The organism is Pseudomonas sp. PDM19 (genome assembly GCF_014852215.1).
In the GTDB taxonomy this organism is placed as follows: Bacteria; Pseudomonadota; Gammaproteobacteria; order Pseudomonadales; family Pseudomonadaceae; genus Pseudomonas.
This window is the reverse complement of record NZ_JACVBG010000003.1, coordinates 424,533-447,500: the sequence shown is the minus strand read 5'-3', so window position 1 is coordinate 447,500 and position 22,968 is coordinate 424,533. Positions and strand designations below refer to the sequence as shown.

At 65.9% G+C, this 22,968-nt stretch carries 20 protein-coding genes; 10 read left to right on the top strand and 10 right to left on the bottom strand.

The features are described from left to right. Nucleotides 1-172: 172 nt before the first annotated feature. The 5 genes from IB273_RS18035 to IB273_RS18015 all read right to left on the bottom strand — a co-directional run bounded on the left by IB273_RS18035 (nt 173) and on the right by IB273_RS18015 (nt 5,519). Nucleotides 173-1,336: a type III PLP-dependent enzyme gene (locus IB273_RS18035; RefSeq protein ID WP_045209531.1), complete on the bottom strand. Its 1,164-nt coding sequence runs from the start codon at nt 1,334-1,336 to the stop codon at nt 173-175. A 665-nt stretch (nt 1,337-2,001) separates the two neighbouring features. Next, entirely contained in the window at nt 2,002-3,168 is a 1,167-nt protein-coding gene (locus IB273_RS18030; protein ID WP_081517410.1) for a betaine/proline/choline family ABC transporter ATP-binding protein, read from the bottom strand. Nucleotides 3,169-3,170: 2 nt separating this feature from the next. Continuing rightward, the gene (locus IB273_RS18025) at nt 3,171-3,836 is read right to left on the bottom strand and encodes an ABC transporter permease (RefSeq protein ID WP_081517409.1); all 666 of its coding nucleotides are present in this window, start codon (nt 3,834-3,836) and stop codon (nt 3,171-3,173) included. Nucleotide 3,837: 1 nt separating this feature from the next. Then, entirely contained in the window at nt 3,838-4,776 is a 939-nt protein-coding gene (locus tag IB273_RS18020) for a glycine betaine ABC transporter substrate-binding protein (RefSeq protein WP_192224692.1), read from the bottom strand. Between the two features lie 26 nt (nt 4,777-4,802). Then, nucleotides 4,803-5,519 (bottom strand): ABC transporter permease, encoded by a 717-nt coding sequence (locus IB273_RS18015; RefSeq protein WP_081517408.1) that lies wholly within the window; start codon nt 5,517-5,519, stop codon nt 4,803-4,805. Nucleotides 5,520-5,966: 447 nt separating this feature from the next. Here IB273_RS18015 and IB273_RS18010 point away from each other — a divergent pair, with 447 nt between their 5' ends. Both IB273_RS18010 and IB273_RS18005 read left to right on the top strand, forming a co-directional pair. Next, on the top strand, nt 5,967-7,238 hold the full coding sequence (locus IB273_RS18010; protein WP_192224691.1) for a cation:proton antiporter: 1,272 nt from the start codon (nt 5,967-5,969) through the stop codon (nt 7,236-7,238). A gap of 127 nt (nt 7,239-7,365) precedes the next feature. Then, nucleotides 7,366-8,949 carry a peptide chain release factor 3 gene (locus IB273_RS18005; protein WP_054906664.1) on the top strand — a complete coding sequence of 528 codons (1,584 nt, stop codon included), beginning with the start codon at nt 7,366-7,368 and terminating at the stop codon, nt 8,947-8,949. Between the two features lie 67 nt (nt 8,950-9,016). Here the strand turns inward: IB273_RS18005 and IB273_RS18000 are convergent, their stop codons facing one another. Further along, nucleotides 9,017-10,030: a succinylglutamate desuccinylase/aspartoacylase family protein gene (locus tag IB273_RS18000; RefSeq protein WP_192224690.1), complete on the bottom strand. Its 1,014-nt coding sequence runs from the start codon at nt 10,028-10,030 to the stop codon at nt 9,017-9,019. Nucleotides 10,031-10,137: 107 nt separating this feature from the next. On the opposite strand from IB273_RS18000, the gene IB273_RS17995 reads away from it, so the two are divergent. Beyond that, the gene (locus IB273_RS17995) at nt 10,138-10,761 is read left to right on the top strand and encodes a TetR/AcrR family transcriptional regulator (RefSeq protein ID WP_081517404.1); all 624 of its coding nucleotides are present in this window, start codon (nt 10,138-10,140) and stop codon (nt 10,759-10,761) included. A gap of 4 nt (nt 10,762-10,765) precedes the next feature. Here IB273_RS17995 and IB273_RS17990 read toward each other — a convergent pair whose 3' ends face one another. From IB273_RS17990 to IB273_RS31780, 4 genes are all read right to left on the bottom strand, one after another. Next, nucleotides 10,766-11,512: an ABC transporter permease gene (locus tag IB273_RS17990; RefSeq protein ID WP_081517403.1), complete on the bottom strand. Its 747-nt coding sequence runs from the start codon at nt 11,510-11,512 to the stop codon at nt 10,766-10,768. 13 nt (nt 11,513-11,525) lie between these two features. Next, a complete protein-coding gene (locus tag IB273_RS17985) occupies nt 11,526-12,236 on the bottom strand; it encodes an ABC transporter permease (RefSeq protein ID WP_081517402.1) in 711 nt (236 codons plus the stop codon). A gap of 73 nt (nt 12,237-12,309) precedes the next feature. Beyond that, on the bottom strand, nt 12,310-13,095 hold the full coding sequence (locus IB273_RS17980; protein WP_138212225.1) for a transporter substrate-binding domain-containing protein: 786 nt from the start codon (nt 13,093-13,095) through the stop codon (nt 12,310-12,312). A gap of 69 nt (nt 13,096-13,164) precedes the next feature. Then, nucleotides 13,165-15,204, bottom strand: a complete 2,040-nt coding sequence (locus IB273_RS31780; RefSeq protein ID WP_192224689.1) for an aminotransferase class I/II-fold pyridoxal phosphate-dependent enzyme — start codon at nt 15,202-15,204, stop codon at nt 13,165-13,167. Between the two features lie 278 nt (nt 15,205-15,482). On the opposite strand from IB273_RS31780, the gene arnB reads away from it, so the two are divergent. The 7 genes from arnB to arnF are packed head-to-tail and all read left to right on the top strand — an operon-like array spanning nt 15,483 to nt 22,945. Beyond that, nucleotides 15,483-16,622, top strand: coding sequence for a UDP-4-amino-4-deoxy-L-arabinose aminotransferase (arnB, locus tag IB273_RS17970; protein ID WP_192224688.1), 1,140 nt, complete (start codon nt 15,483-15,485; stop codon nt 16,620-16,622). Between the two features lie 7 nt (nt 16,623-16,629). Beyond that, entirely contained in the window at nt 16,630-17,634 is a 1,005-nt protein-coding gene (gene arnC / locus IB273_RS17965) for an undecaprenyl-phosphate 4-deoxy-4-formamido-L-arabinose transferase (RefSeq protein WP_081517398.1), read from the top strand. Beyond that, nucleotides 17,631-19,652: a bifunctional UDP-4-amino-4-deoxy-L-arabinose formyltransferase/UDP-glucuronic acid oxidase ArnA gene (gene arnA / locus IB273_RS17960; RefSeq protein ID WP_192224687.1), complete on the top strand. Its 2,022-nt coding sequence runs from the start codon at nt 17,631-17,633 to the stop codon at nt 19,650-19,652. Before arnC ends, arnA begins: the two co-directional genes overlap by 4 nt. Beyond that, entirely contained in the window at nt 19,649-20,536 is an 888-nt protein-coding gene (gene arnD / locus IB273_RS17955) for a 4-deoxy-4-formamido-L-arabinose-phosphoundecaprenol deformylase (protein ID WP_192225051.1), read from the top strand. Before arnA ends, arnD begins: the two co-directional genes overlap by 4 nt. After that, nucleotides 20,533-22,179, top strand: coding sequence for a lipid IV(A) 4-amino-4-deoxy-L-arabinosyltransferase (gene arnT, locus IB273_RS17950; protein ID WP_192224686.1), 1,647 nt, complete (start codon nt 20,533-20,535; stop codon nt 22,177-22,179). The genes arnD and arnT overlap by 4 nt, the downstream gene beginning before the upstream one ends. Next, nucleotides 22,176-22,520 carry a 4-amino-4-deoxy-L-arabinose-phosphoundecaprenol flippase subunit ArnE gene (arnE, locus tag IB273_RS17945; protein WP_192224685.1) on the top strand — a complete coding sequence of 115 codons (345 nt, stop codon included), beginning with the start codon at nt 22,176-22,178 and terminating at the stop codon, nt 22,518-22,520. Before arnT ends, arnE begins: the two co-directional genes overlap by 4 nt. Beyond that, nucleotides 22,517-22,945, top strand: a complete 429-nt coding sequence (arnF, locus tag IB273_RS17940) for a 4-amino-4-deoxy-L-arabinose-phosphoundecaprenol flippase subunit ArnF (protein WP_192224684.1) — start codon at nt 22,517-22,519, stop codon at nt 22,943-22,945. Before arnE ends, arnF begins: the two co-directional genes overlap by 4 nt. Nucleotides 22,946-22,968: the final 23 nt, after the last annotated feature.

The following is a 22,968-nucleotide window of genomic DNA, read 5'->3' as shown; positions in this document are numbered from 1 at the left end:
GTTTTTCATTCGGCCCCACCCATGGATTCAACCTACAGGAGCGCCCGATGGGCGCGATCGCGGACATGGCTCGCTCCGACAACAGTGCACAGCGGATTCAGTCCATCGCCCGTCCACGCCGCCAGAAAAGAAAAAGCCCCGCATCAGCGGGGCTTTTTCAGTGCAGCATGGCTTACAGGTAGAACGCCTTCAGCGGCGGGAAGCCGTTGAATTCCACCGCGCTGTAGCTGGTGGTGTAGGCGCCGGTGGATAGCCAGTACAGGCGGTCGCCGGCAGCCAGGTTCAGCGGCAGGCCGTACTTGTAGTGCTCGTACATGATGTCGGCGCTGTCGCAGGTCGGGCCGGCGATCACCACTTCTTCCAGCTCGCCCGCTTTCTCCACATGGATCGGGAACTTGATGGACTCGTCCATGGTTTCGATCAGGCCGGAGAACTTACCCACGTCGGTGAACACCCAGCGCTCGACGGCGGTACGCGACTTGCGCGCCACCAGCACGACTTCACTGACCAGGATGCCGGCGTTGGCGATCAGCGAGCGGCCCGGCTCCAGGATGATTTCCGGCAGCTCGTCGCCGAAGTCTTCCTTGAGGAAACGGATGATTTCTTCCGCGTAGGTTTCCAGGCTGTTGGTCTTGGCGATGTAGTTGGCCGGGAAGCCGCCGCCCATGTTGATCAGCTTCAGCTCGATGCCGTCTTCTTCCTTCAGGCGCTCGAAGATGACCTTCACCTTGGCAATCGCCGCGTCCCACACACCAATGTCGCGCTGCTGCGAACCGACGTGGAAGGACACGCCGTAGGGCACCAGGCCCAGGTCGCGGGCCAGTACCAACAGGTCCATGGCCATGTCCGACTGGCAGCCGAACTTGCGCGACAGCGGCCAGTCGGCCGAGGTGGAGCCTTCGGTGAGGATACGCACGTATACCTTGGAGCCCGGCGCGGCCTTGGCGATGTTGCGCAGGTCGGCTTCGGAGTCGGTGGCGAACAGGCGCACGCCCTTTTCATAGAAGTAGCGGATGTCGCGGGCTTTCTTGATGGTGTTGCCGTAGCTGATCTGCTCGGCGCGCACGCCGGTCTTCATCACCTTGTCCAGCTCATAGATGGAAGCGATGTCGAAGTTCGAACCCTTGTCGCGCAGCAACTCGGTGATCTCGGTGGCCGGGTTGGCCTTCACCGCGTAATAGATCTTGGCGAACGGGAAGCAGCCGGTCAGCTGATCGTAGGCATCGGCGATGGTCTGCTTGTCGATGACGACGAAGGGGGTTTCCTGCTTGTCGGCAAACGCCTTCATACGCTGGAAGGTTTCGGGGGCGAAGTAATCCTCGACCTTGATGGACATGGTTGGGACTCCAAATGGCAGAACAGGTTATTCGTAGGGGTGAAGCTGAACGTCGAATCCGTTTCCCCACTTTGGTTCGCCTACTTCCCAAGGCATGTCGCCGAGTATCACCGGTACCGGTCAATGGAGCCGGTGCCTCTCGTCGTCAGTACTTGAGCCGGATGGATCGTTTCCAGCATGGACGTTCGGGCGCGAACTTTAGGACCTGAAGTCCCTGAGTTCAACCCTGAATTGCCGCTTTTTCGCATCCCTTTGTCGCACTGCCGGTTGACTGTTTCGGATACTCAACAAAATGCACGGAATACCGCACAGAACGGGGCTTTCGACGCGTTTCTGCATCATCGTCCTACTGAGTTAACGACCGGTGACAGAGGGGGGAGTTCAGCTGTTCGGGATGGGTGGTGCCGGAGGGGATTTCGTGAGGGGTGTACCAAGGGAAATCGGAGCTGGGCGAGCCCTCTCCCTAACCCTCTCCCTGAAGGGAGAGGGGACTGATCGGAGCTGCCGAGAATTGAGGAGTCATCCTCGAGCGTTGGGCTGACAGAGCGCTCGAATAGCTCCCTCTCCCTTCAGGGAGAGGGCGGGGGGAGAGGGAAACCGTCCACAGCGGAGGAACAGGTTCGCGAGCAAGCTCGCTCCTACAGTGTCAGATCACGAGTGTCAGATTACGACGCCTGCGCCACCTCCGCCGGCGACACGATGTTGGTCTTGCGCCCGCGCGAGCGCCCCGAGCTCAGGTAATCGGCGATCGACTCCTGCGTCACCTCGCCGAGGAACTGCCCCTCGGCATCCAGCACCGGCAGCCATGAGCTGTTGAACTCGTACATGCGCGACAACAGGATGCGCAGGTGCTCGTCGTGGCTGGCGGTGACGCGGAACTCGTTGAGGAAGTCGCTGCACGCGCCTTCCTTGCGGCGCATGTCCTTGCGGCGCACATAGCCCAGCCCCTTGCCGCTGGCGTCGACCACCACCAGGTAGCGGCGGTCGTCTTCCTCCATCTTCTCCAGCGCTTCGGCGACGCTGGTCTGCGGGTTGGCGGTGACGATGCTGCTGTCGGCGGCATCCTCGGCACGCACCAGCAGCAGGCGCTTGAGGGTACTGTCCTGGCCGGTGAAGGCGCTGACGAACTCGTCCGCCGGGTGCGCCAGCAGGGTGTCCGGGTGATCGTACTGGAGCAGGCGGCCGCTCTTGAACACCGCCACCTTGTCGCCCAGCTTGATCGCCTCGTCGATGTCGTGGCTGACCATGATCACGGTCATGCCCAGCTTGCGCTGCAACTCGAAGAACTCGTTCTGGATCGACTCGCGGTTGATCGGGTCCACCGCACCGAACGGCTCGTCCATCAGCAGCAGCGGCGCGTCGGCCGCCAGCGCGCGGATCACGCCGATACGCTGTTGCTGCCCGCCGGACAGTTCACGCGGGTAGCGCGAGAGGTACTGCTTGGGCTCGAGCTTGACCATGGCCATCAGCTCGCGCGCCTTCTCCTTGCACTTCTGCTTGTCCCAGCCGAGCAGGCGCGGCACGACCATGATGTTTTCCTCGATGGTCATGTTGGGGAACAGGCCGATCTGCTGGATCACGTAGCCGATCTGCCGGCGCAGGGTCACCTCGTCCAGTTCGGCGGTGTCCTGGCCGTCGATCAGCACGCGCCCGGAGGTGGGCTGGATGATCCGGTTGATCATCTTCAGCGTGGTGGTCTTGCCGCAGCCGGAGGGGCCGAGGAACACGCAGATCTCGCCCTTCTCCACAGTCAGGCTGACCTTGTCCACGGCACGGAATTCCTTGCCGTCCTTGAGGGTGAAGGTCTTGGTCAGTTGGTCGAGTTCGATCATGTTCAGTCTCCTGTCTGCGGGCGCAGGCCCTTCGGGGTGAGCGCACGCTGCAACCATTGCAGCAGCAGGTCGGCGGCGATGGCCAAGAGGCTCACCAGCACGGCGCCGACCACCAGCATGGGCATGTTGGATTGGCTGATGGAATTGAGGATGAGGACGCCCAGGCCACCGGCACCGATCACCGCGGCGATGGTCATCACGCCGATGTTCATCACCACGGCGGTGCGCACGCCAGCGAGGATCACCGGCACGGCGATGGGGATGTCGACCATCCGCAGGCGCTGCCAGAAAGTCATGCCGATGCCCTTGCCGGCTTCGCGGATGCCGGGTTCGACATTGGTCAGCGCGAGGTAGGTGTTGCGCAGGATTGGCAGCAGCGAATAGAGGAACACCGCGGTGATCGCCGGCAGCGGGCCGAGGCCCTGGCCGATCTTCGAGTAGAGCGGCAGCATCAGGCCGAACAGCGCGATGGACGGAATGGTCAGCACCACGGTGGCGGCGCCCTGCAGCGGGCCCGCGAGCCAGCGGAAGCGCGTCATCAGCACGCCCAGCGGCACGCCGACGATGATCGCCAGGCCCACGGCGATGGACACCAGCATCAGGTGCTGCAGCGTCAGTTGCCCGACCTGGGTCCAGTCCAGGCGGGAAATCACGGTCATGAAGTCCATGTCAGTTTTCCTCCTGTGCGTGTTGTTCCTCGACAGGCTTGGCCTTGTCGCCCAGCAGGCCGTGCTCGCGCAGGAACTTCTGCGCCACGCGCTGCGGCGGCTCCTGTTCGATGTCGACCTGGGCGTTGAGCGCCTGCATGGTCTTGTCGTCGAGCAGGTCGGAGATGGGCTCGAACAGGGTCTTCAGCTCCGGGTGTTTCTGCAGCGCATCGGCGCGCAGCACCGGGGCGGCGTTGTAGAAGGGGAAGAAGTGCTTGTCGTCTTCCAGCACGCGCAGCTTGAAGTCCTTCAGGCGGCCGTCGGTGGTGTAGACGAGGCCGACGAACACCTGGCGATTCTTCAGCGCGGTGTAGACCAGTCCGGCATCCATCTGCCGCACGTCGTCGCGGGTGAAGTGCAAGCCGTACAGCTCGCTCATCGGCCCAAGGCCGTCGGGGCGCCCGGCGAATTCCGGGTCCATGGCGAACAGGTGGGTCTTCTTCGCGCCCTGCTCCTTCATCACCCGCGCCAGGTCGCTGAGGGTGCGCACGCCGAGTTGCTCGGCCTGCTCCTCAGGCATGGCCAGGGCATAGGTGTTGTTGAACGGTGCGGGCTTGGGCCAGACCAGCCCCTTCTTGCCGTCCAGCTCACGGACCTTGGCCAGCGACTGCTGGGCATCCAGCTTGTCCTTGATCTTGTTGTAGACGATCAGCGACGAGCCGGTGTACTCCCAGACCAGGTCCAGCTGGCCGCTCTGCTGGGCACTGCGCGCCAGGGTGCTGCCCAGGCCGTTGGTGACCTTCACCTCATAGCCCTTGCTCTGCAGGTACTGCGCGGTGATGGCGGTGAGGATGCGCTGTTCGGTGAACGGCTTGCCGCCGATGCGAATCACATCGGCCGCGTGCGCAGCTCCCGTGGCGGCGGCGAGCAGCAAGCCCAGCGCGCCAAGCAGACGTTTCATGCCGGCTCCCTTGAAATCCAGTCCGTTCATTGCGTCAGCCCCCGCTCCAGTACGCTCCGGCTGAACAGCACCAGCAAGCCATCGAGCACCAGCGCCAGCAGCGCGGTGCACACGGCTCCGAGCAGCAGCTTGGATTGGTCGTCCAGGGCGATGCCGGGGAAGATCAGGCTGCCCAGGCTGTTGGCGCCGATCAGGAAGGCCAGCGGCGCGGAACCCACGTTCAGCGCCAGGGCGATGCGCACACCACCCATGATCAGCGGCACCGCGTTGGGCAACTCGACCCGCAGCAACACCTGGCGCGGGGTCATGCCGATGCCGGTGGCCGCTTCCTTGAGCGAGGCCGGCACGGCGCGCAGGCCTTCATAGGTGTTGCGCACGATGGGCAGCAAGGAGGCGAGGAACAGGGCAAGGATCGCCGGACCGTTACCGATCCCGACAATCGCCAGGGCGATGGCCAGCACGGCCAGCGGCGGGATGGTGTTGCCGACGTTGAACACCTGCATCAGGCGTTCGGCCTGCCCTTGCAGGGCGGGCCGGCTGAGCAGGATGCCGGCGGGGATACCGACCGCAACGGCGGCCAGCATGGATGCGAACACCAGGACCAGGTGCGCCTGCAGGTAGAACAGCAGGTCTTCGCGGTACTGCCACAAGGTGGCGGGGGTGATCCAGTGGATCAGCAAAGCCAGAACAACGACTGCGAAGCAGACGCCGAACAGGGCCTTGCCCGTGGTGGTTTTCACCATGGTTGGGGGACTCCCTTCGGGTGCGCGGCGACTGGCATCGCCCCGCTCACTTGACGCTCGATCCCGTCCAGAAACCCATCTGGGACCGCGATTAAACGCGACGGGAATCAAGCACTTGCGCATGCGTTTGCGGATTACCGTCGCGAAGGGATGGACCCCCGTCCGTGCCCATCCGTTCAATAAAATTGCCATCTTTGTGCCATCGCGCGCAGGCGAAACCGGCGTCAGCCCCCATGGTCCGGGGGCTGTGGGCGACAAAGTTTTTTTCAAAAGAACCGTCGACCCGGCTGAACCATCGCCCAGGTGCACTTGCCCAACGCCGAATGCGCCCGGCGAACACGCACGCGGTTTCGCTCAGCGGTTATCATCGGGTTCCTTTCGCGTGCCCCCGACCCATGGATAGGTCACTCGGGGCCGGCGTCTTGCCTACCACGGAGATCCTTCACCATGCTTGATCTGGCTGCGGCGTTCATCGCGCTGACCACCCTGCTCACCTACGTCAACTACCGCTTCATCCGCCTGCCGCCGACCATCGGTGTCATGGCCACCGCCCTGGTGTTCTCCTTCATCGCCCAGGGCATGTCGCTGCTCGGCTATCCGGTCCTGGAAGTCGAGATGCAGCAGATCATCAGCCGCATCGACTTCTCCGACGTGCTGATGACCTGGTTCCTGCCCGCCCTGCTGTTCGCCGGCGCGCTGCACGTGAACCTCGCCGACCTGCGCAACTACAAGTGGCCCATCGGCCTGCTGGCCACCTTCGGCGTGCTGATCGCCACCACGGTGATCGGCTACCTGGCCTACTACACCTTCGCCCTCTTCGGCTGGCACGTGGACTTCATCTACTGCCTGCTGTTCGGCGCGCTGATCTCGCCCACCGACCCCATCGCGGTGCTGGGCATCCTCAGGTCCGCCGGCGCGCCCAAGCCGCTGGCCACCACCATCGTCGGCGAGTCGCTGTTCAACGACGGCACCGCCGTGGTGGTCTTCACCATCCTGCTGGGCATCCTGCTGGCCGGCGAGACACCCACCGCGTCCTCCATCGCCTGGCTGTTCGTGCAGGAGGCCATCGGCGGCATCCTGTTCGGCGCAGCGCTGGGCTACGGGGTGTTCTTGATGATGCGTGGCATCGACCAGTACCAGGTGGAAGTCATGCTGACCCTGGCCCTGGTCATCGGCGGCGCAGCACTGGCGGCACGGCTGCACGTGTCGGCGCCGATCGCCATGGTGGTGGCCGGCCTGATCATCGGCAACCAGGCGCGGCAGTACGCCATGTCCGACGAGACGCGGCGCTACATCGACAAGTTCTGGGAGCTGATCGACGAGATCCTCAACGCCCTGCTGTTCGCCCTGATCGGCCTGGAGCTGCTCCTGCTGCCATTCAACTGGCTGCACGTGGTCGCTGCCTTCGTCCTCGGCGGCGCGGTGCTGATCTCGCGCCTGCTCACCGTCGCCCCGGCCATCCTCGTGCTGCGCCAGCGGGAAAACGGCCGCCGCCAGGTACCTGCCGGCACCATCCGCATCCTCGTCTGGGGTGGCCTGCGTGGCGGCGTCTCGGTAGCCCTGGCGCTGTCCCTGCCGCTGGGCGAGCAGCGCGACCTGATCCTCAGCCTGACCTACGTGGTGGTGCTGGTGTCGATCCTGCTCCAGGGCCTGTCCATCGGCCCGCTGGTGCGGCGCATCTACAAGGGCGCCGAGCCCGTCGCCGACAGCCACCACTGAAGGCCCCACCAAAGGCCAAGCGCCTTGCGTCGCCGGGTCTGCCGGCGACGCCTCGAATCAGGCTATAATCCCGCGTTTTTCGGGCCGCTCGCCGCCCGTCTTCACCGAATCGACCAGGCACCCATCCATGAGCATCCAAGCCGCCGAAGTCGCGAAGCGCCGCACGTTCGCGATCATTTCCCACCCCGACGCCGGTAAGACCACCATTACCGAGAAGCTCCTGCTGATGGGCAAGGCGATTGCCGTCGCCGGTACCGTGAAGTCGCGAAAGTCCGACCGCCACGCCACCTCCGACTGGATGGAGATGGAGAAGCAGCGCGGCATCTCCATCACCACCTCGGTGATGCAGTTCCCCTACCGCGAGCACATGATCAACCTGCTCGACACCCCCGGCCACGAAGACTTCTCCGAAGACACCTACCGCACCCTGACCGCGGTGGACTCGGCGCTGATGGTCCTCGACGGCGGCAAGGGTGTAGAGCCGCGTACCATTGCCCTGATGGAAGTCTGCCGCCTGCGCGATACGCCCATAGTCAGCTTCATCAACAAACTCGACCGCGACATCCGCGACCCGATCGAGCTGCTCGACGAAATCGAAGCGGTACTGAAGATCAAGGCCGCGCCGATCACCTGGCCGATCGGTTGCTACCGCGACTTCAAGGGCGTGTACCACCTCGCCCAGGACAAGATCATCGTCTACGTGCCGGGCCACGGCCACGAGCGCATCGAGACCAAGGTCATCGACAAGCTCGACTCGGACGAAGCACGCGCACACCTGGGCGACCTCTACGACAACTTCCTCGAAGAGCTGGAGCTGGTGCAGGGCGCCTGCCACGAGTTCGACAAGGACGCCTTCCTCAAGGGCGAGATGACCCCGGTGTTCTTCGGTACCGCGCTGGGCAACTTCGGCGTCGACCAGGTGCTCGACTGCATCGTCGACTGGGCTCCGCAACCGCTGGAGCGTGGCGCCCACGAGCGCACCGTGGCACCGACCGAGGAGAAGTTCTCCGGCTTCGTGTTCAAGATCCAGGCAAACATGGACCCGAAGCACCGCGACCGCATCGCCTTCATGCGCATCTGCTCGGGCAAGTACGAGAAGGGCATGAAGATGCGCCATGTGCGCCTGGGCAAGGACGTGAAGATCGCCGACGCGCTGACCTTCTTCTCCAGCGAGCGTGAGCAGCTGGAAGAGGCCTTCGCCGGCGACATCATCGGCCTGCACAACCACGGCACCATCCAGATCGGCGACACCTTCACCGAAGGCGAGGCGCTGGGCTTCACCGGCATCCCGCACTTCGCCCCGGAACTGTTCCGCCGCGTGCGCCTGAAGGACCCGCTCAAGTCCAAGCAGCTGCGCCAGGGCCTGCAGGAACTGGCCGAGGAAGGCGCCACCCAGGTGTTCTTCCCCGAGCGCAACAACGACATCATCCTCGGCGCCGTCGGCGTGCTGCAGTTCGACGTCGTCGCCAGCCGCCTGAAGGAGGAATACAAGGTCGAGTGCGCCTACGAGCAGATCAACGTCTGGTCCGCGCGCTGGATCGAGTGCAAGGACGAGAAGAAGCTCAAGGAGTTCAAGGACAAGGCCTTCGAGAACCTGTCCGTGGACGGCGGCGGCCACCTCACCTACCTGGCCCCGACCCGCGTGAACCTGAGCCTGATGGAAGAGCGCTGGCCGGACATCACCTTCCGCGCCACCCGCGAACACCACTGAGTTCGCCGCTCACGAAAACGCCCGCCTTGTGCGGGCGTTTTTGTGGGTGCCGAACTGCCATTCGGCGTTACGGATCGAGTGCGCCGGAACTCCAGGTGCTGGAAGTCGCGCTGCCGGTCAGCTTGGCGGCGATGGCGCCCTGCGGGATCAGCCGGTCGCGATAGCGTGTGGCAAGCAGCCCACTCTGCGGTGCGCGCAGGATGTGCTCGCTGCTGGCGTCGCCGGGGCGGGCAATGATGCGCGCGAAGCGCTCGCCCGCCTCGATGTACTCGCCCAGCTCGCGTTCGAAAACCAGCACGCCGGCCGCCGGGGCGAACACGGTTTCCATGAAGCCCATGGGCGTGGCAACTCCCTTCCACTCCGGCAACGGCCCGGCATCGCTCACCACGCCACGGGCGCCCAGGAAACGGTAAAGACCATCGGCATCCTGCTGTGCCAGCGCATCGCTGACGTCGCCCTGGCCGCGCAGTTCGACGGTTGCCACCAATCGCCCGGCGAAGCGCTGTTCGGCCAGCCACGGGGCGATCACCACCTCTTCGAACGCCCCATCGCCATCGCCTTCCCAGATGATCGCCAGCTCCGCGCGAAGGGCGGCAGCGAGGTCCTGCGCGGCAGGCCAGAAGCACTCGTGGAGGTAGACGTACTGCAGCGCCTCGTCATCGGTGTGCAGGTCGAGCACGATGTCCGCCGGCGCGGCCAGTTCTGCCACACGTTTCTGCCACAGCGTGAGGTTATCCAGGGTGCCGCTGGCGGCCGCCGAGGCGATGAAGCCACGATTGAAATTGCGCGAGGTCGCGTCGTGGTTCCGACCGAGAATCCGCCCCTGGCGGAACTGCCCGATGCCGATGGGATTGGCCTGCGGCACCACCGTCACGCTGCCATTGAGCGCACCGCGTTCGGCGGCATCACGCAGGCGTGGCAGCAGCTCGTGAAGCACCAGCATCCCGGCGATTTCATCGGCATGTACGCCGGCCTGCAGGTGCACCTTCGGCCCCGGCCTGCCGCCGTCGATACGCCAGGCGCGCACGCGCAGCTCGGCACCGGAATCACCCGGTACGCTGAAGGATACGTCCTCGATCATTTGCCCTCTCCTCTTGTCCGAATCGCCCATGGAAATCTTCCCCGGCGCCTCCTAGTATCGAAACCGTTCGCCGCTTGCCGGCACCCCGCAACACAGGACGCCCGCCCTTGGATACCCCCCGCCAGAAAGCCCAGCGCGCCACACCCGAGGAACGCCGCGACCACCTCGTGCGCGCCTGCCTCAAGTGCCTGGTCGCCGATGGCCACGCAGGCATCTCGGTGCGTCGCATCGCCAAGGAAGCCGGGGTCGCCGTGGGCCTGGTGAACCACCACTTCGGCAGCATCGACGCGCTGGTCGCCCAGGCCTACGAAACCCTCGCCAGCGAGGTGACCCAGGCGCTCTACCGGCAGGTCGACGCGGTCGGCAACGACCCGGCCGTGCGCATGGAAGCCTTCCTCACCGGGTCCTTCTCGCCCCAGGTGCTGGACCCCGACCTGCTCAGCCCCTGGGTCGTGTTCTGGAGCCTGATCCGTCACTCGCCGCCGGTGAACGAGGCACACGAGCGCGGCTACCACAGCTACCTCGCGATCCTGGAAAAGCTCATCAGCGAACTCGCCAGCGCCGAGGGTTTCAGCGTGGCGCGCCCGCGACTCGCCGCCATCGGTCTCTCCGCCATGCTCGACGGACTGTGGCTGGAGTGGTGCCTGAACCCCTCGACCTTCAGCGCCGCCGACGGCCTCGAGCTCAGCCGTTGCTGGGTAGAGGGACTGCGCCGAGGTGCCTACGCGTAATCACTCAAACTGCCGTCCTTGCACGGCGCTTGCCCAGCCATGAACGCTGCGTCGTCTTCTGCTCGCGGCGAACCGGGGTGGCGCGCTCCAGCAAGGCAAACAGCGCTTCGATGATGAAGGTCAGGCAGACATAGATCGCCGCCACCAGCAGCAGCGGCTCATAGATCTGGAAGGTCTGCGCACGCACCACGTTGGCGGCGCCGAGCAGGTCGACCACGGCGATGGTGGAGGCCAGCGCGGTGGACTTGAGCAGCATCACGCTTTCCCCCGCCAGGGTCGGCAGCAGCAGGCGAATCGCCCGCGGCAGCCACACGCGGTAGAGCACCAGCGTGCGGTTCATGCCGAATGCCGAAGCGGCCTCCAGTTCGCCGCGCGGTACCGCCTTGAGACCGCCGCGGACCACCTCGCCGACGTAGGCGCCGACCGAGAGGATCAGCGCGATGACGATGTACCAGAAGCCATCGCGCAGGTACGGCCAGAGGAAGCTGCCGCGGATCAGCGGGAACTGCGCGAACAGGCTGCCCAGGCCGTAGTAGAAGATGTAGATCTGCACCAGCAGCGGCGTGCCGCGAATCACGCTGGTGTACGCCAGCGCCAGGCGCGAGACCAGGAAGTTGCGCGACATCCGCGCCAGCGCCACCCCCAGCGCCAGCACGAAGCCCAGCGTGGCGGAAATCAGCAGGATCACCAGGGTGGTGCCCAGGCCCTTGAGCAGCAGGGCCCCATAGACGAATAGCCAGTGTTCGTTCATCGCCGCGCCTCGTTCAGACCGCCGGAATCCAGCGGCGGAAGCGCCGCTCCAGGTAGCCCGCGAACAGGTTGGAAAGCACGGTGAGCACGTAATACAGCGCCGCCGCGGTGAGGTAGAAGGTCAGGTAGTGACGGGTCGAACCGGCTGCCTGCTTGGCGGTGTAGAGCAACTCGTTGGTGCCCACCACGCTGATCAGCGCACTGTCCTTGATCAGGTTGACCCACAGGTTGGCCATGCCGGCCAGCGCGTTGGGCGCCATCATCGGCAGGGTCACCCGGCGGAACAGGCCGAAGCCGTGCATGCCGTAGGCTCGCGCAGCCTCAATCTGGCCATAGGGAATCGACTGGATGGCGCCACGGAAGATTTCCGAGGCGTAGGCGCCCTGCACCAGGCCGAGCACGACGATGGCCACCATCATGCCGTTGAGCTTCACCTGGCCGTAGCCGAGCCACTCGAAGAACTGGTTCAGGCCCATGGAGCCGACGTAGAACAGCAGCAGGATCAGCAGCAGCTCCGGCACCGCCCGGCACAGCGTGGTGTAACCACGCGCGAGTATCGCCAGAGGGCGCGGTCCGCCGATCTTGGCGCTGGCCGCGGCCAGGCCGATCAGCAGGCCGACGAGGAAGGCGCCGACGGAAATCTGCAGGGTGACCAGCAGCCCCTTGAGCAGGGCCGGGCCCCAGCCGGTGGGGCCGAAGCCGATCAGGTCGAAGATGCTTTGCATGGCCGTCTCCAGGATGGGAGGCTCAGGGTCATCCCCGTGCCCGCAGAGGACACGGGGCCAGCTCACGCCGGGATCACTGCTTGGGCGCGACGCTCATGCCAAAGTACTTGTCCGACAGCGCCTTGTAGTCATCGCTGGCGAGCAGCTTGCCGATGGCCTCGTCCATCTTCGCCTTCAGCTCGGTATCGCCCTTGCGCATGCCGGCGCCGACGCCGCGGCCGAACAGCGGGTCGTACTTCACCTCGCCCTTGTTGACGATGCCGGCCGCCTGGGCGTCCGGCGACTTGACGAAGGACGCCACGGCGATGCCGTCGGCCATCATCAGGTCGATGCGTCCGGCCACCAGATCGGCGTTCACCGAGTCCTGGGTGTCGTAGTAGCGCACGTCGGCGATCTTCTCGTAGTACTGCTTGAGGTAGTTGGAGCTGACGGTGGATATCTGCACGCCGATGGTCTTGCCCTTCAGGCCCTCGGGGCTGATCTGCACGTCCACCGCCTGGGGCGCGGCGACGGCCACCGGGGTGTCGTAGTAGGGGCGGCTGAAGGCGATCTGTTTCTCGCGCTCATCGGTGATCGACAGGGAGTTGAAGATCACGTCGATCTTCTTCGCCAGCAGCGCCGGGATGATGCCGTCCCAGGCTACCTCGTCGATCTCGCAGGTCGCCTTCATCTCGGCGCAGACCTTGTGGATCAGGTCCGGCTCGAAGCCGACCCAGCTGCCATCGGGCTGCTTCTGCGAGAACGGCGGATAGGGCTCGGCGGCCAGGGCGAAACGGATCGTCTCGGCCTGGGCGCTCGCCACGCCGGCCACCAGCATCGCCGCACCCACCATCAGATTGCACAGACCTTTCTTGTTCATCGTGATCCCCTGCATTGTTTTACTTAGTGTTGGGTCACGCTCATCGATGCGCCGACAGCGCGGCATCGGTCAGCGATTCTGGTGCGCGTTGACGAACTGCCGGCAGCGCTCGCTGCGCGGCCGCGAGAAGACCTCCTCGGCGGTGCCCTCCTCCTCGATCAGGCCCTTGTGGAGGAACGCCACATGGCTGGATACGTCGCGGGCGAAAGCCATCTCGTGGGTGACCAGGATCATGGTCCGCCCCTCCTCCGCCAGCGAGCGGATCACCTTCAGCACTTCGCCCACCAGCTCCGGGTCCAGCGCCGAGGTCGGCTCGTCGAACAGCATCACTTTCGGCCGCACGGCCAGCGCGCGGGCAATGGCCACGCGCTGCTGCTGGCCGCCGGAAAGGAAGGCCGGGTACTCGTGGCGCTTCTCGGCCAGGCCGACGCGCTCCAGTAGCGCCTCGGCGCGCTCGCGGGCCTCGGCCTTGCTCTCGTGGAGGACGAAGGTCGGCGCCTCGATCAGGTTCTCCAGCACGGTGCGGTGCGGCCACAGGTTGAAGCTCTGGAACACCATGCCCAGCTGTGAGCGGATGCGGGTGAGCTGCTTCTGGTCGGCCACCATCGGCTCGCCGTGGCGGTTCTGGGTCAGGCCGATGGTCTCGCCATTGACGGTGACCGAGCCCTGGTTGGGAATCTCCAGCATGTTGATGCAGCGCAGCAGCGTGCTCTTGCCCGAGCCGCTGGCGCCGATCAGCGAGATCACCTCGCCCTCGCGCGCCGACAGCGACACACCCTTGAGCACCTCGAAGTCGCCGAAGCGCTTGTGGATATCCCGCACCTCGATCACCGGTCTGGTCTGCGCTTGCACGTCCTGCAGGAGCGGGCCATGCCCGCGACCCGCCTCGGCACGGGGCACATCACGGACGGAGTCCGCTCCTACGGAGTTGGCCTTCGCCGGAAGGGATTCGACAAAGCGGATGATCCGCGCACAGGCCTCCGCCATGCTCTCGTCGCTCAGGCCGAAGGACAGCCGCACGAAGCCCTCCGCCTGCGGGCCGAAGGCCGCCGCGTCGAGCACCGAGACGCCGGTGGCGTGGAACAGCTGCCAGGAGAAGTCCAGCGAGCTGAGGCCGGTATCGCGCACGTCGACCATGACGAACATGCCGGCTTCGGGCGACAGCACCTTCACCCGCGGGCAATCGCTCAGCGCGGCGACCACCAGGTCGCGGCGGCGGCGGTAGATCTCGCGCATTGTCGTGACAACCTCGTCGTGACGCTCCACCGCCGCGAGGGCGGCCTCCTGCACGAAGCCCGGCAGGCCGTAGAACATGTTCAGCGCGAGGTTTTCCAGGTGCCCGACCAGCGTCGGGTTGGCGACTATCCAGCCGGCGCGCCAGCCGGTCATGGCGTGGGATTTCGACAGGCTGCCGATGCTCAGGGTGCGCTCGGCCATGCCGGGTAGCGCGGCGAAGCTCTGGTGTTCGCGCTCGAAGGTCAGGCCCTCGTAGACTTCGTCCACTACCACCCAGAGGTCGTGGGCCTCCGCCAGCGCGGCAATGGCCAGCAGCTCGTCGCGGTCCAGCACGACGCCGGTCGGGTTGCTCGGGTTGGCGAGGAAGATCGCCTTCGTGCGCGGGGTGATCGCTGCGGCGATATCGGTGGCCAGCGGGCGGAAGCCGTTTTCCGGACGGGTCGGTACCCCGACCAGCACGGCGCCGGTGGCTTTCAGCGTGGCTTCGTAGGTGACGTAGACCGGGTCGAAGGTGATGACCTCGTCGCCCTTCTCCAGCAGGCACATCGCGGCGGCAAACAGGCCGTTTTGAGCACCGGCGACGACGATGACGTTTTCGGGCCCGGCCTTTTGGCCGAAACGCCGCTCATGCAATGCCGCGATCGCCTGGCGCAGTGCGGGTTTGCCCGCCACGTCACTGTAATGGGTGTCGCCGTCGCGCAACGCGGCAACGGCGGCATCGGTGATGAAGTCCGGGGTTGCGAAATCGGGGTCGCCGACGCTGAGCACTATCACGTCGCGGCCGGCTCGCTGGGCGGCAATGGCGGCGTAGTGAATGTCCCAGGCGGCCACGCCGGGTCCGACCATCCTGTCCACAAGCGACGAATAACGCATGCAAGGGCCTCATCCGAATGACGGAATGTCCTGCAGAAGGGTCCGCAGGAGCGTTGGGCCACCATAGCCAAGGATGAACGAGTGTTCAACAGCGTTTTCCGACATCAGCCATGTCGTTTTCAGACCGTTCACTCAAGTGACTCCTCACCTTCAGGTGCGACACGTCGCAATTCGACCGACGAACGGAATCACGACATCCACTTAACGGCTTCTTAACGATCTCCCCCGTAGCGTTCTCTCACCCCCTGACAGAGCCGTGACGGCCTTTGGAACACCACATGGAAATGCCCTTCCTCCCCTTCTCCCGCCCCAGCATCGGCGAGGAGGAGATCCAGGCAGTCAATGAAGTCCTGCGCTCGGGCTGGATCACCACCGGGCCGAAGAACGCAGAACTGGAGCAACAGTTCGCCCAGTCGATCGGCTGCCGCCACGCCGTCGCGCTGTCCTCCGCTACCGGCGGCATGCACCTGGCGCTGCTGGCCCTGGGCATCGGCCCGGGTGACGAGGTGATCACCCCGTCGCAGACCTGGGTCTCCACCGTCAACATGATCAGCCTGCTGGGCGCCACCCCGGTGTTCGTCGACGTCGACCGTGACACCCTGATGACCGACGCCGCCCGCATCGAGGCCGCGATCACCCCGCGTACCCGCGCCATCATCCCGGTGCACTACGCCGGCGCCGCCTGCGACATGGACCCGATCGACGAGCTCGCCCTGCGCCATGGCATCCCCGTGATCGAAGACGCCGCCCACGCTGCCGGCACCTTCTACCGTGGCCGCCCGGTAGGCCAGCGCGGCACCGCGATCTTCTCCTTCCACGCGATCAAGAACCTCACCTGCGCCGAGGGCGCCATGTTCGTCACCGATGACGAAGTCCTGGCCAATCGCGTACGCACCCTGAAGTTCCATGGCCTGGGCGTCGATGCCTACGACCGCCTGACCCACGGCCGCAAGCCGCAGGCGCAGGTGGTGGAGCCGGGCTTCAAGTACAACCTCACGGACATCAACGCGGCCATCGCCCTGGTCCAGTTGCCCAAGCTCGAAGCGATCAACGCCCGCCGCGCCGAACTGGCCGCGGGCTACGCCGAGCGCCTGGCGCACCTGCCCGTGCAACCGCTGGCGGTGCCGGACTACCCGCAGCATCACGCCTGGCACCTGTACGTCCTGCGCATCGACCAGGAGCGTTGCGGCATCGACCGCGAAGCCTTCATGCAGGGCCTGCAGCAGCGCGGCATCGGCAGCGGCATCCACTTCATCGGCAGTCACCTGCACAGCTACTACCGCCAGCGCTACCCGCGCGTGCAACTGCCCAACACCGAGTGGAACTCCTCGCGGATCGTCTCCATCCCGCTGTTCCCCGACATGACCCAGGCCGACCAGGACCGTGTGGTCGACGCCATCGAAACCCTGCTTCGGTAACGCCACCGTGAAACCCTATCCGATCCATCGCGTGTCCATCGTCATCCCGGTGTACAACGAAGAGGCCAGCCTGCCCGAGCTGCTGCGCCGAACCACCGCCGCCTGCGAACAGCTGGGCCGCGACTACGAGATCGTGCTGATCGACGACGGCAGCCGCGACAGCTCCGCCGACCTGCTGCAGGAAGCCGCGCAGGCGCCGGGCAGCCATGTGCTGGCGGTGATCCTCAACCGCAACTACGGCCAGCACGCGGCGATCATGGCCGGCTTCGAGCAGTGCCAGGGCGACCTGGTCATTACCCTAGACGCCGACCTGCAGAACCCGCCGGAAGAAATCCCGCGCCTGGTGGCCGAGGCCGCCAAGGGCTACGACGTGGTCGGCAGCGTGCGCCAGCAGCGCCAGGACTCCGCCCTGCGCCGCTGGCCGTCGAAACTGATCAACCTCGCCGTGCAGCGCTCCACCGGCGTGGCGATGAACGACTACGGCTGCATGCTGCGCGCCTATCGCTCGAGCATCGTCAAGGCGATGCTCGCCTGCCGCGAGCGCAGCACCTTCATCCCGATTCTGGCCAACAGCTTCGCCCGCCACACCAGCGAGATCCTCGTCGCCCACGCCGAGCGCGAGCACGGCGAGTCGAAGTACGACTTCCTGCGCCTGATCAACCTGATGTTCGACCTGGTCACCTGCATGACCACCTCGCCGCTGCGCCTGCTGTCCTTCGTCGGCGGCGGCATGGCGATGGCCGGCTTCGCCTTCGCCCTGATGCTGCTGGTGCTGCGCCTGCTGTTCGGCGCCGCCTGGGCCGGCCACGGGGTGTTCGTGCTGTTCGCCGTGCTGTTCATGTTCACCGGCGTGCAGCTGGTCGGCATGGGCCTGCTCGGCGAGTACCTGGGGCGCATGTACAACGACGTGCGCGCCCGCCCCCGCTTCTTCATCGAGCGCATCGTCCGCACCGAGACGCCGCGCGCCCCGATCACCGCTTCTTCCCCTTCTTTCGAGTCCATCCAGCCATGACCCAGCAGACCATCGTCTTCGCCTACCACGACTTCGGCTGCGCCGGCATCGAGGCCCTGCTTGCCGCCGGTTACCAGATCGACGCCGTCTTCACCCACGCCGACGATCCGAAGGAAAACCGCTTCTATGGCTCCGTAGCGCAGCTCTGCGCGCGTCTGGGTATCCCGGTGCACGCCCCGGAAGACGTCAACCACCCGCTGTGGGTCGCACGCATCCGTGAGCTGCAGCCGCAGTACATCTTTTCCTTCTACTACCGCCACCTGCTCAGCGAAGAGCTGCTGGCCTGCGCCGCCAGGGGCGCCTACAACCTGCATGGCTCGCTGCTGCCGCGCTACCGTGGCCGCGCCCCGGCCAACTGGGTGCTGGTCAACGGCGAGACCGAGACCGGCGTGACCCTGCACCGCATGGTCAAGCGCGCCGATGCCGGCGGCATCCTCGCCCAGCAGAGCGTTGCCATCGGCGCCGACGACACCGCCCTGGTCCTGCACGGCAAGCTCCGTGAGGCCACCCGCGAGCTGCTCGCCGCCGCCCTGCCGCGCCTGGCTCGCGGCGAGCTGCAGGAAGTCGCACAGGACGAATCCCGCGCCAGCTACTTCGGTCGCCGTACCCCGGCGGACGGCCAGCTCGACTGGAAACGCCCGGCCCGCGAACTGCACAACCTGGTGCGTGCCGTGACCCAGCCCTACCCCGGCGCCTTCGCCCCGGTGGGCGATCGCAAGCTGATCGTCTGGAGCTCGCGCGTCGCCGCCGGCAACAACGGCATGGCACCCGGCTCGGTACTGTCGGTCGATCCCCTGCGCATCGCCTGCGGCGAAGACTCGCTGGAAATCCTCTCCGGCCAGCAGAATGACAGCGGCCTGTTCCTCGCCGGCCCGCAACTGGCCCGTGAGATGGGCCTGGTGGATGGCTCGCGCCTGCACGGCGCCGCCGGCAAGCCCAAGCGCAAGACCCGTGTGCTGATCCTCGGCGTCAACGGTTTCATCGGCAACCACCTCTCCGAGCGCCTGCTGCGTGACGGCAACTACGAGGTCTACGGCCTGGACATCGGCTCCGACGCCATCGAGCGCCTGAAGGGCAACCCGGACTTCCACTTCGTCGAAGGCGACATCAGCATCCACACCGAGTGGATCGAGTACCACATCAAGAAGTGCGACGTGGTCCTGCCGCTGGTAGCCATCGCCACGCCCATCGAATACACCCGCAACCCACTGCGCGTGTTCGAGCTGGACTTCGAGGAAAACCTCAAGCTGGTCCGCTACTGCGTCAAATACAACAAGCGCGTGATCTTCCCGTCCACTTCCGAGGTGTACGGCATGTGCGCCGACGCCAACTTCGACGAGGACACCTCCAATCTCATCGTCGGCCCGATCAACAAGCAGCGCTGGATCTACTCGGTGTCCAAGCAACTGCTCGACCGCGTCATCTGGGCCTACGGCCAGAAGGGCCTGAAGTTCACCCTGTTCCGTCCGTTCAACTGGATGGGGCCGCGCCTGGATCGCCTGGACTCGGCCCGCATCGGCAGCTCCCGCGCCATTACCCAGCTGATCCTGCACCTCGTGGAAGGCACCCCGATCCGCCTGGTCGACGGCGGCGAGCAGAAGCGCTGCTTCACCGACGTCGACGACGGCATCGAAGCGCTGGCGCGCATCATCGACAACGAGGGCAGCCGCTGCGACGGGCAGATCGTCAACATCGGCAACCCCGACAACGAAGCCAGCATCCGCCAGCTGGGCGAAGAGCTGCTGCGCCAGTTCGAGGCCCACCCGCTGCGCGACCAGTTCCCGCCCTTCGCCGGCTTCCGCGAAGTGGAAAGCCGCAGCTTCTACGGCGACGGCTACCAGGACGTGTCGCATCGCAAGCCGAGCATCGAGAATGCCCGTCGCCTGCTGGACTGGCAGCCGAGCGTGGAGCTGGCCGAGACCATCGGCAAGACCCTGGACTTCTTCCTCCGTGAAGCCCTGGCCGAACGCGCTGGCGGTGTACCCCACGCCTTCGCGCTGAAGAAAAGCATCGCCTGATGAGAGCGGGACTTCGCATCGATGTCGACACCTACCGTGGCACCCGTGATGGCGTGCCCCGGTTGCTGGATGTGCTCGAGGAAGCCGACGTCAAGGCGACCTTCTTCTTCAGCGTCGGCCCCGACAACATGGGCCGACACCTGTGGCGCCTGATCCGCCCGCAGTTCCTGTGGAAGATGCTGCGTTCCAACGCCGCCGGGCTCTATGGCTGGGACATCCTCCTGGCCGGCACCGCCTGGCCGGGCAAGCCGATCGGCCGCGACCTGGGCCATCTGATGCGACGCGCCCAGGACGCCGGCCACGAAGTCGGCCTGCATGCCTGGGACCACCATGGCTGGCAGGCCAACGCCGGCCGCTGGAGCGCACAGCAACTGGAGCAGCAGATCCGCCGTGGCGTGGACACCCTCGCCGACATCCTCGGCAACCCGGTGGAGTGCTCGGCGGTGGCCGGCTGGCGCGCCGACGAGCGCACCGTGGAAGCCAAGGAGCGCTTCGGCTTTCGCTACAACAGCGATTGCCGCGGGCGCTCGCTGTTCCGCCCGCGCCTGGCCGACGGTCGTGCCGGTACCCCGCAGATTCCGGTGGACATGCCGACCTTCGACGAGGTCGTCGGCCCGCAGGTGGCGCCATCCGCCTTCAACGACTACATCCTTTCCCGCTTCGACATGGACGCCTTGAACGTTTACACCATTCACGCCGAGGTCGAGGGCATTCTCATGGCCCACGACTTCCGCCGCTTGCTGGCCCAGGCACGGGCCGGCGGCATCCGCTTCGTTCCGCTGGGCCGTCTGCTGCCGGACGACCCGACCACCCTGCCCGTCGCCAGCCTGGTGCGTGGCGAACTGGCCGGCCGCGAAGGCTGGCTGGGGGTGCAGCACGCATGAAGCGCCTGGCCTACCCGTCCCTGCTAGCCGCCTTCGTACTGTGCATCCTGCTGCCGATGGCCTTCCACGGGCTGTGGATTCCCGACGAGTCGCGCAATGCGCAGATCAGCCAGTCCATGCTGCAGAGCGGCGACTGGGTTTCCCCGCACCTGCTCGGCCTGCGTTACTTCGAGAAGCCCACCGGCGGCTATTGGCTGACTGCCGCCAGCCAGGCCGTGTTCGGGCAGAACCTGTTCGGCGTGCGCTTCGGTTCGGCATTGGTAACCGCACTGAGTACCCTGCTGGTCATCCTGCTCGCCCGCCGGTTGTGGAACGACCCGCGCCGCACCTGGGCCGCGGGCCTGCTGTACCTGAGCTTCGGGCTGATCGCCGGGCAGGCCGGCTACGCCAACCTCGACCCGCAGTTCACCTTCTGCGTGAACCTCAGCCTCGGCGCCCTGTGGTTCGCCTTCGACGCCAGCACGGCACGTGGACGCTTCGCCGCCTGGAGTCTGCTGGGCGCCGCCTGCGCCTTCGGCTTCATGACCAAGGGCTTCCTGGCCTTCCTCCTGCCGGTGCTCGTCGGCCTGCCCTATGCCGTGCTGCAGAAGCGCTTCGGCGAACTGCTGCGCTACGGGCCCCTGGCGGTGCTGGTCGCCGTACTGGTCGCCGCGCCCTGGGTGCTGCTGATCCACGCCCGCGAACAGGACTTCTGGGACTTCTTCTTCTGGCATGAACACATTCGCCGCTTCGCCGGGGAAGGCGCACAGCACGGCCGACCGATCTGGTTCTTCGTGCCGCTGCTGTTTGCCAGCGCACTGCCCTGGGCGGTGCTGATCTTCCCGGCGCTGCGCAACGGCCTGCAGGGCTGGCGTGATTCCAGGCTGGTATTCCTGCTGCTGTGGTTCGTCATGCCCTTCCTGTTCTTCAGCCTGGCCAAGGGCAAGCTGCCGACCTACATCATGCCCTGCTTCGCCCCCCTGGCCCTGTTGATGGCCGACGCCATCGGCCGCGCGCTGCAGCAACGCAGGCTGATCGCGCTGAAACTCAACGGCGCACTCAACCTGCTGCTGGGCAGCAGCGCGCTGGCCGGCCTGGTGTTCATGCAGGCCCGCCCCCCGCAGTACCACGACGAACTACCCAGCGTGCTGATGGTCGCCCTGGTCTGCATCGTCTGGCTGCTAGCCGGCCTGCTGCAACTGCTGCGCCCCAGTCGCTACTGGGCGGCGCCGGCCTTCGCGGCCTGGCTGCTGGTGGCGCTGGTGCCCAACGCGATGCCGAACAAGATGGTCAACAGCAAGATGCCCGACCAGTTCATCGCCGAGCACCTGGACCAGCTCAAGGGCGCCCGCAGCCTGCTGAGCAATGACCTGGGCGCCGCTACCGCCCTCGCCTGGCGTACCCAGCGCAGCGACATCACGCTGTTCAACACCGAAGGCGAGCTGAAGTTCGGCCTGGGCTATCCAGAAGGCCAGGGCCGCAGCATTGCCCCCGAAGGCATCCACGCCTGGATCGAGCACGCCCGCGCCGAAGGCCCCATCGGCGTGATCATGCGGGTCAACAGCGCCAGCGACGAAGCCGAACTGGCCATGCTGCCCAGCGACGCCATCAGTTATCGACAGAACCACCTGGTGGTCCTGCTGATTCCGCAGGCCGCGCCATGACCGCCCTGCTGCTGGCCGGTGCCTGCCTGCTTACCTGCATGGGCCAGCTGGCGCAGAAATTCGCCGTGGAAAGCTGGCGTGATGCTCCCTCGAGCATCGCGGCGAAGCTTTTCTCGCCCTGGCTGCTGCTGGCGATCGCCTGCCTGGGCTTCGGTCTGCTGCTCTGGTTGCTGGTCCTGCAGCGCCTGGAGGTAGGCGTCGCCTATCCCATGCTGAGCCTGAACTTCGTGCTGGTCACGCTGCTGGCAAGCCGTCTGTTCGGCGAACGCATCGATGCGCGCCACTGGTTCGGCGTCGCGCTGATCGTCGGCGGCGTCGCCCTGCTGGGGATGCACTCGTGAAGCGCGGCATCGCCTTCGCCCTGGGCAGCGTGCTGCTGGTGAGCGGCGCGCAGCTGGGCATGCGCTGGAGCATGACGCGCCTGCCCACGCACTGGCCGTTCGACCTCGCGCAACTGGACCTTGCCGCCCTCTCGGCGCTGGCCGGCGCGGTCCTGGCCTACGCGCTGTCGATGCTCTGCTGGCTGCTCGCCCTCAAACACCTGCCGCTGAGCCGCGCCTACTCGCTGCTGAGCCTGAGCTATGCCGTCGTCTACCTCGGTGCCGCTTTGCTGCCGGGCTTCGGCGAACCCCTGAGCCTGCCGCGCACCCTGGGCGTCGCCCTGGTGATCGCCGGCGTGATCGCAATCAACGCGCCACGCCGCCCTGACAGAACAACCGTCATCAAACCCAGCGACGCTCGCTCCGAGCGCGCGCAGTTCGACTGACCCCAATCCCGCTTCGAGTCCCT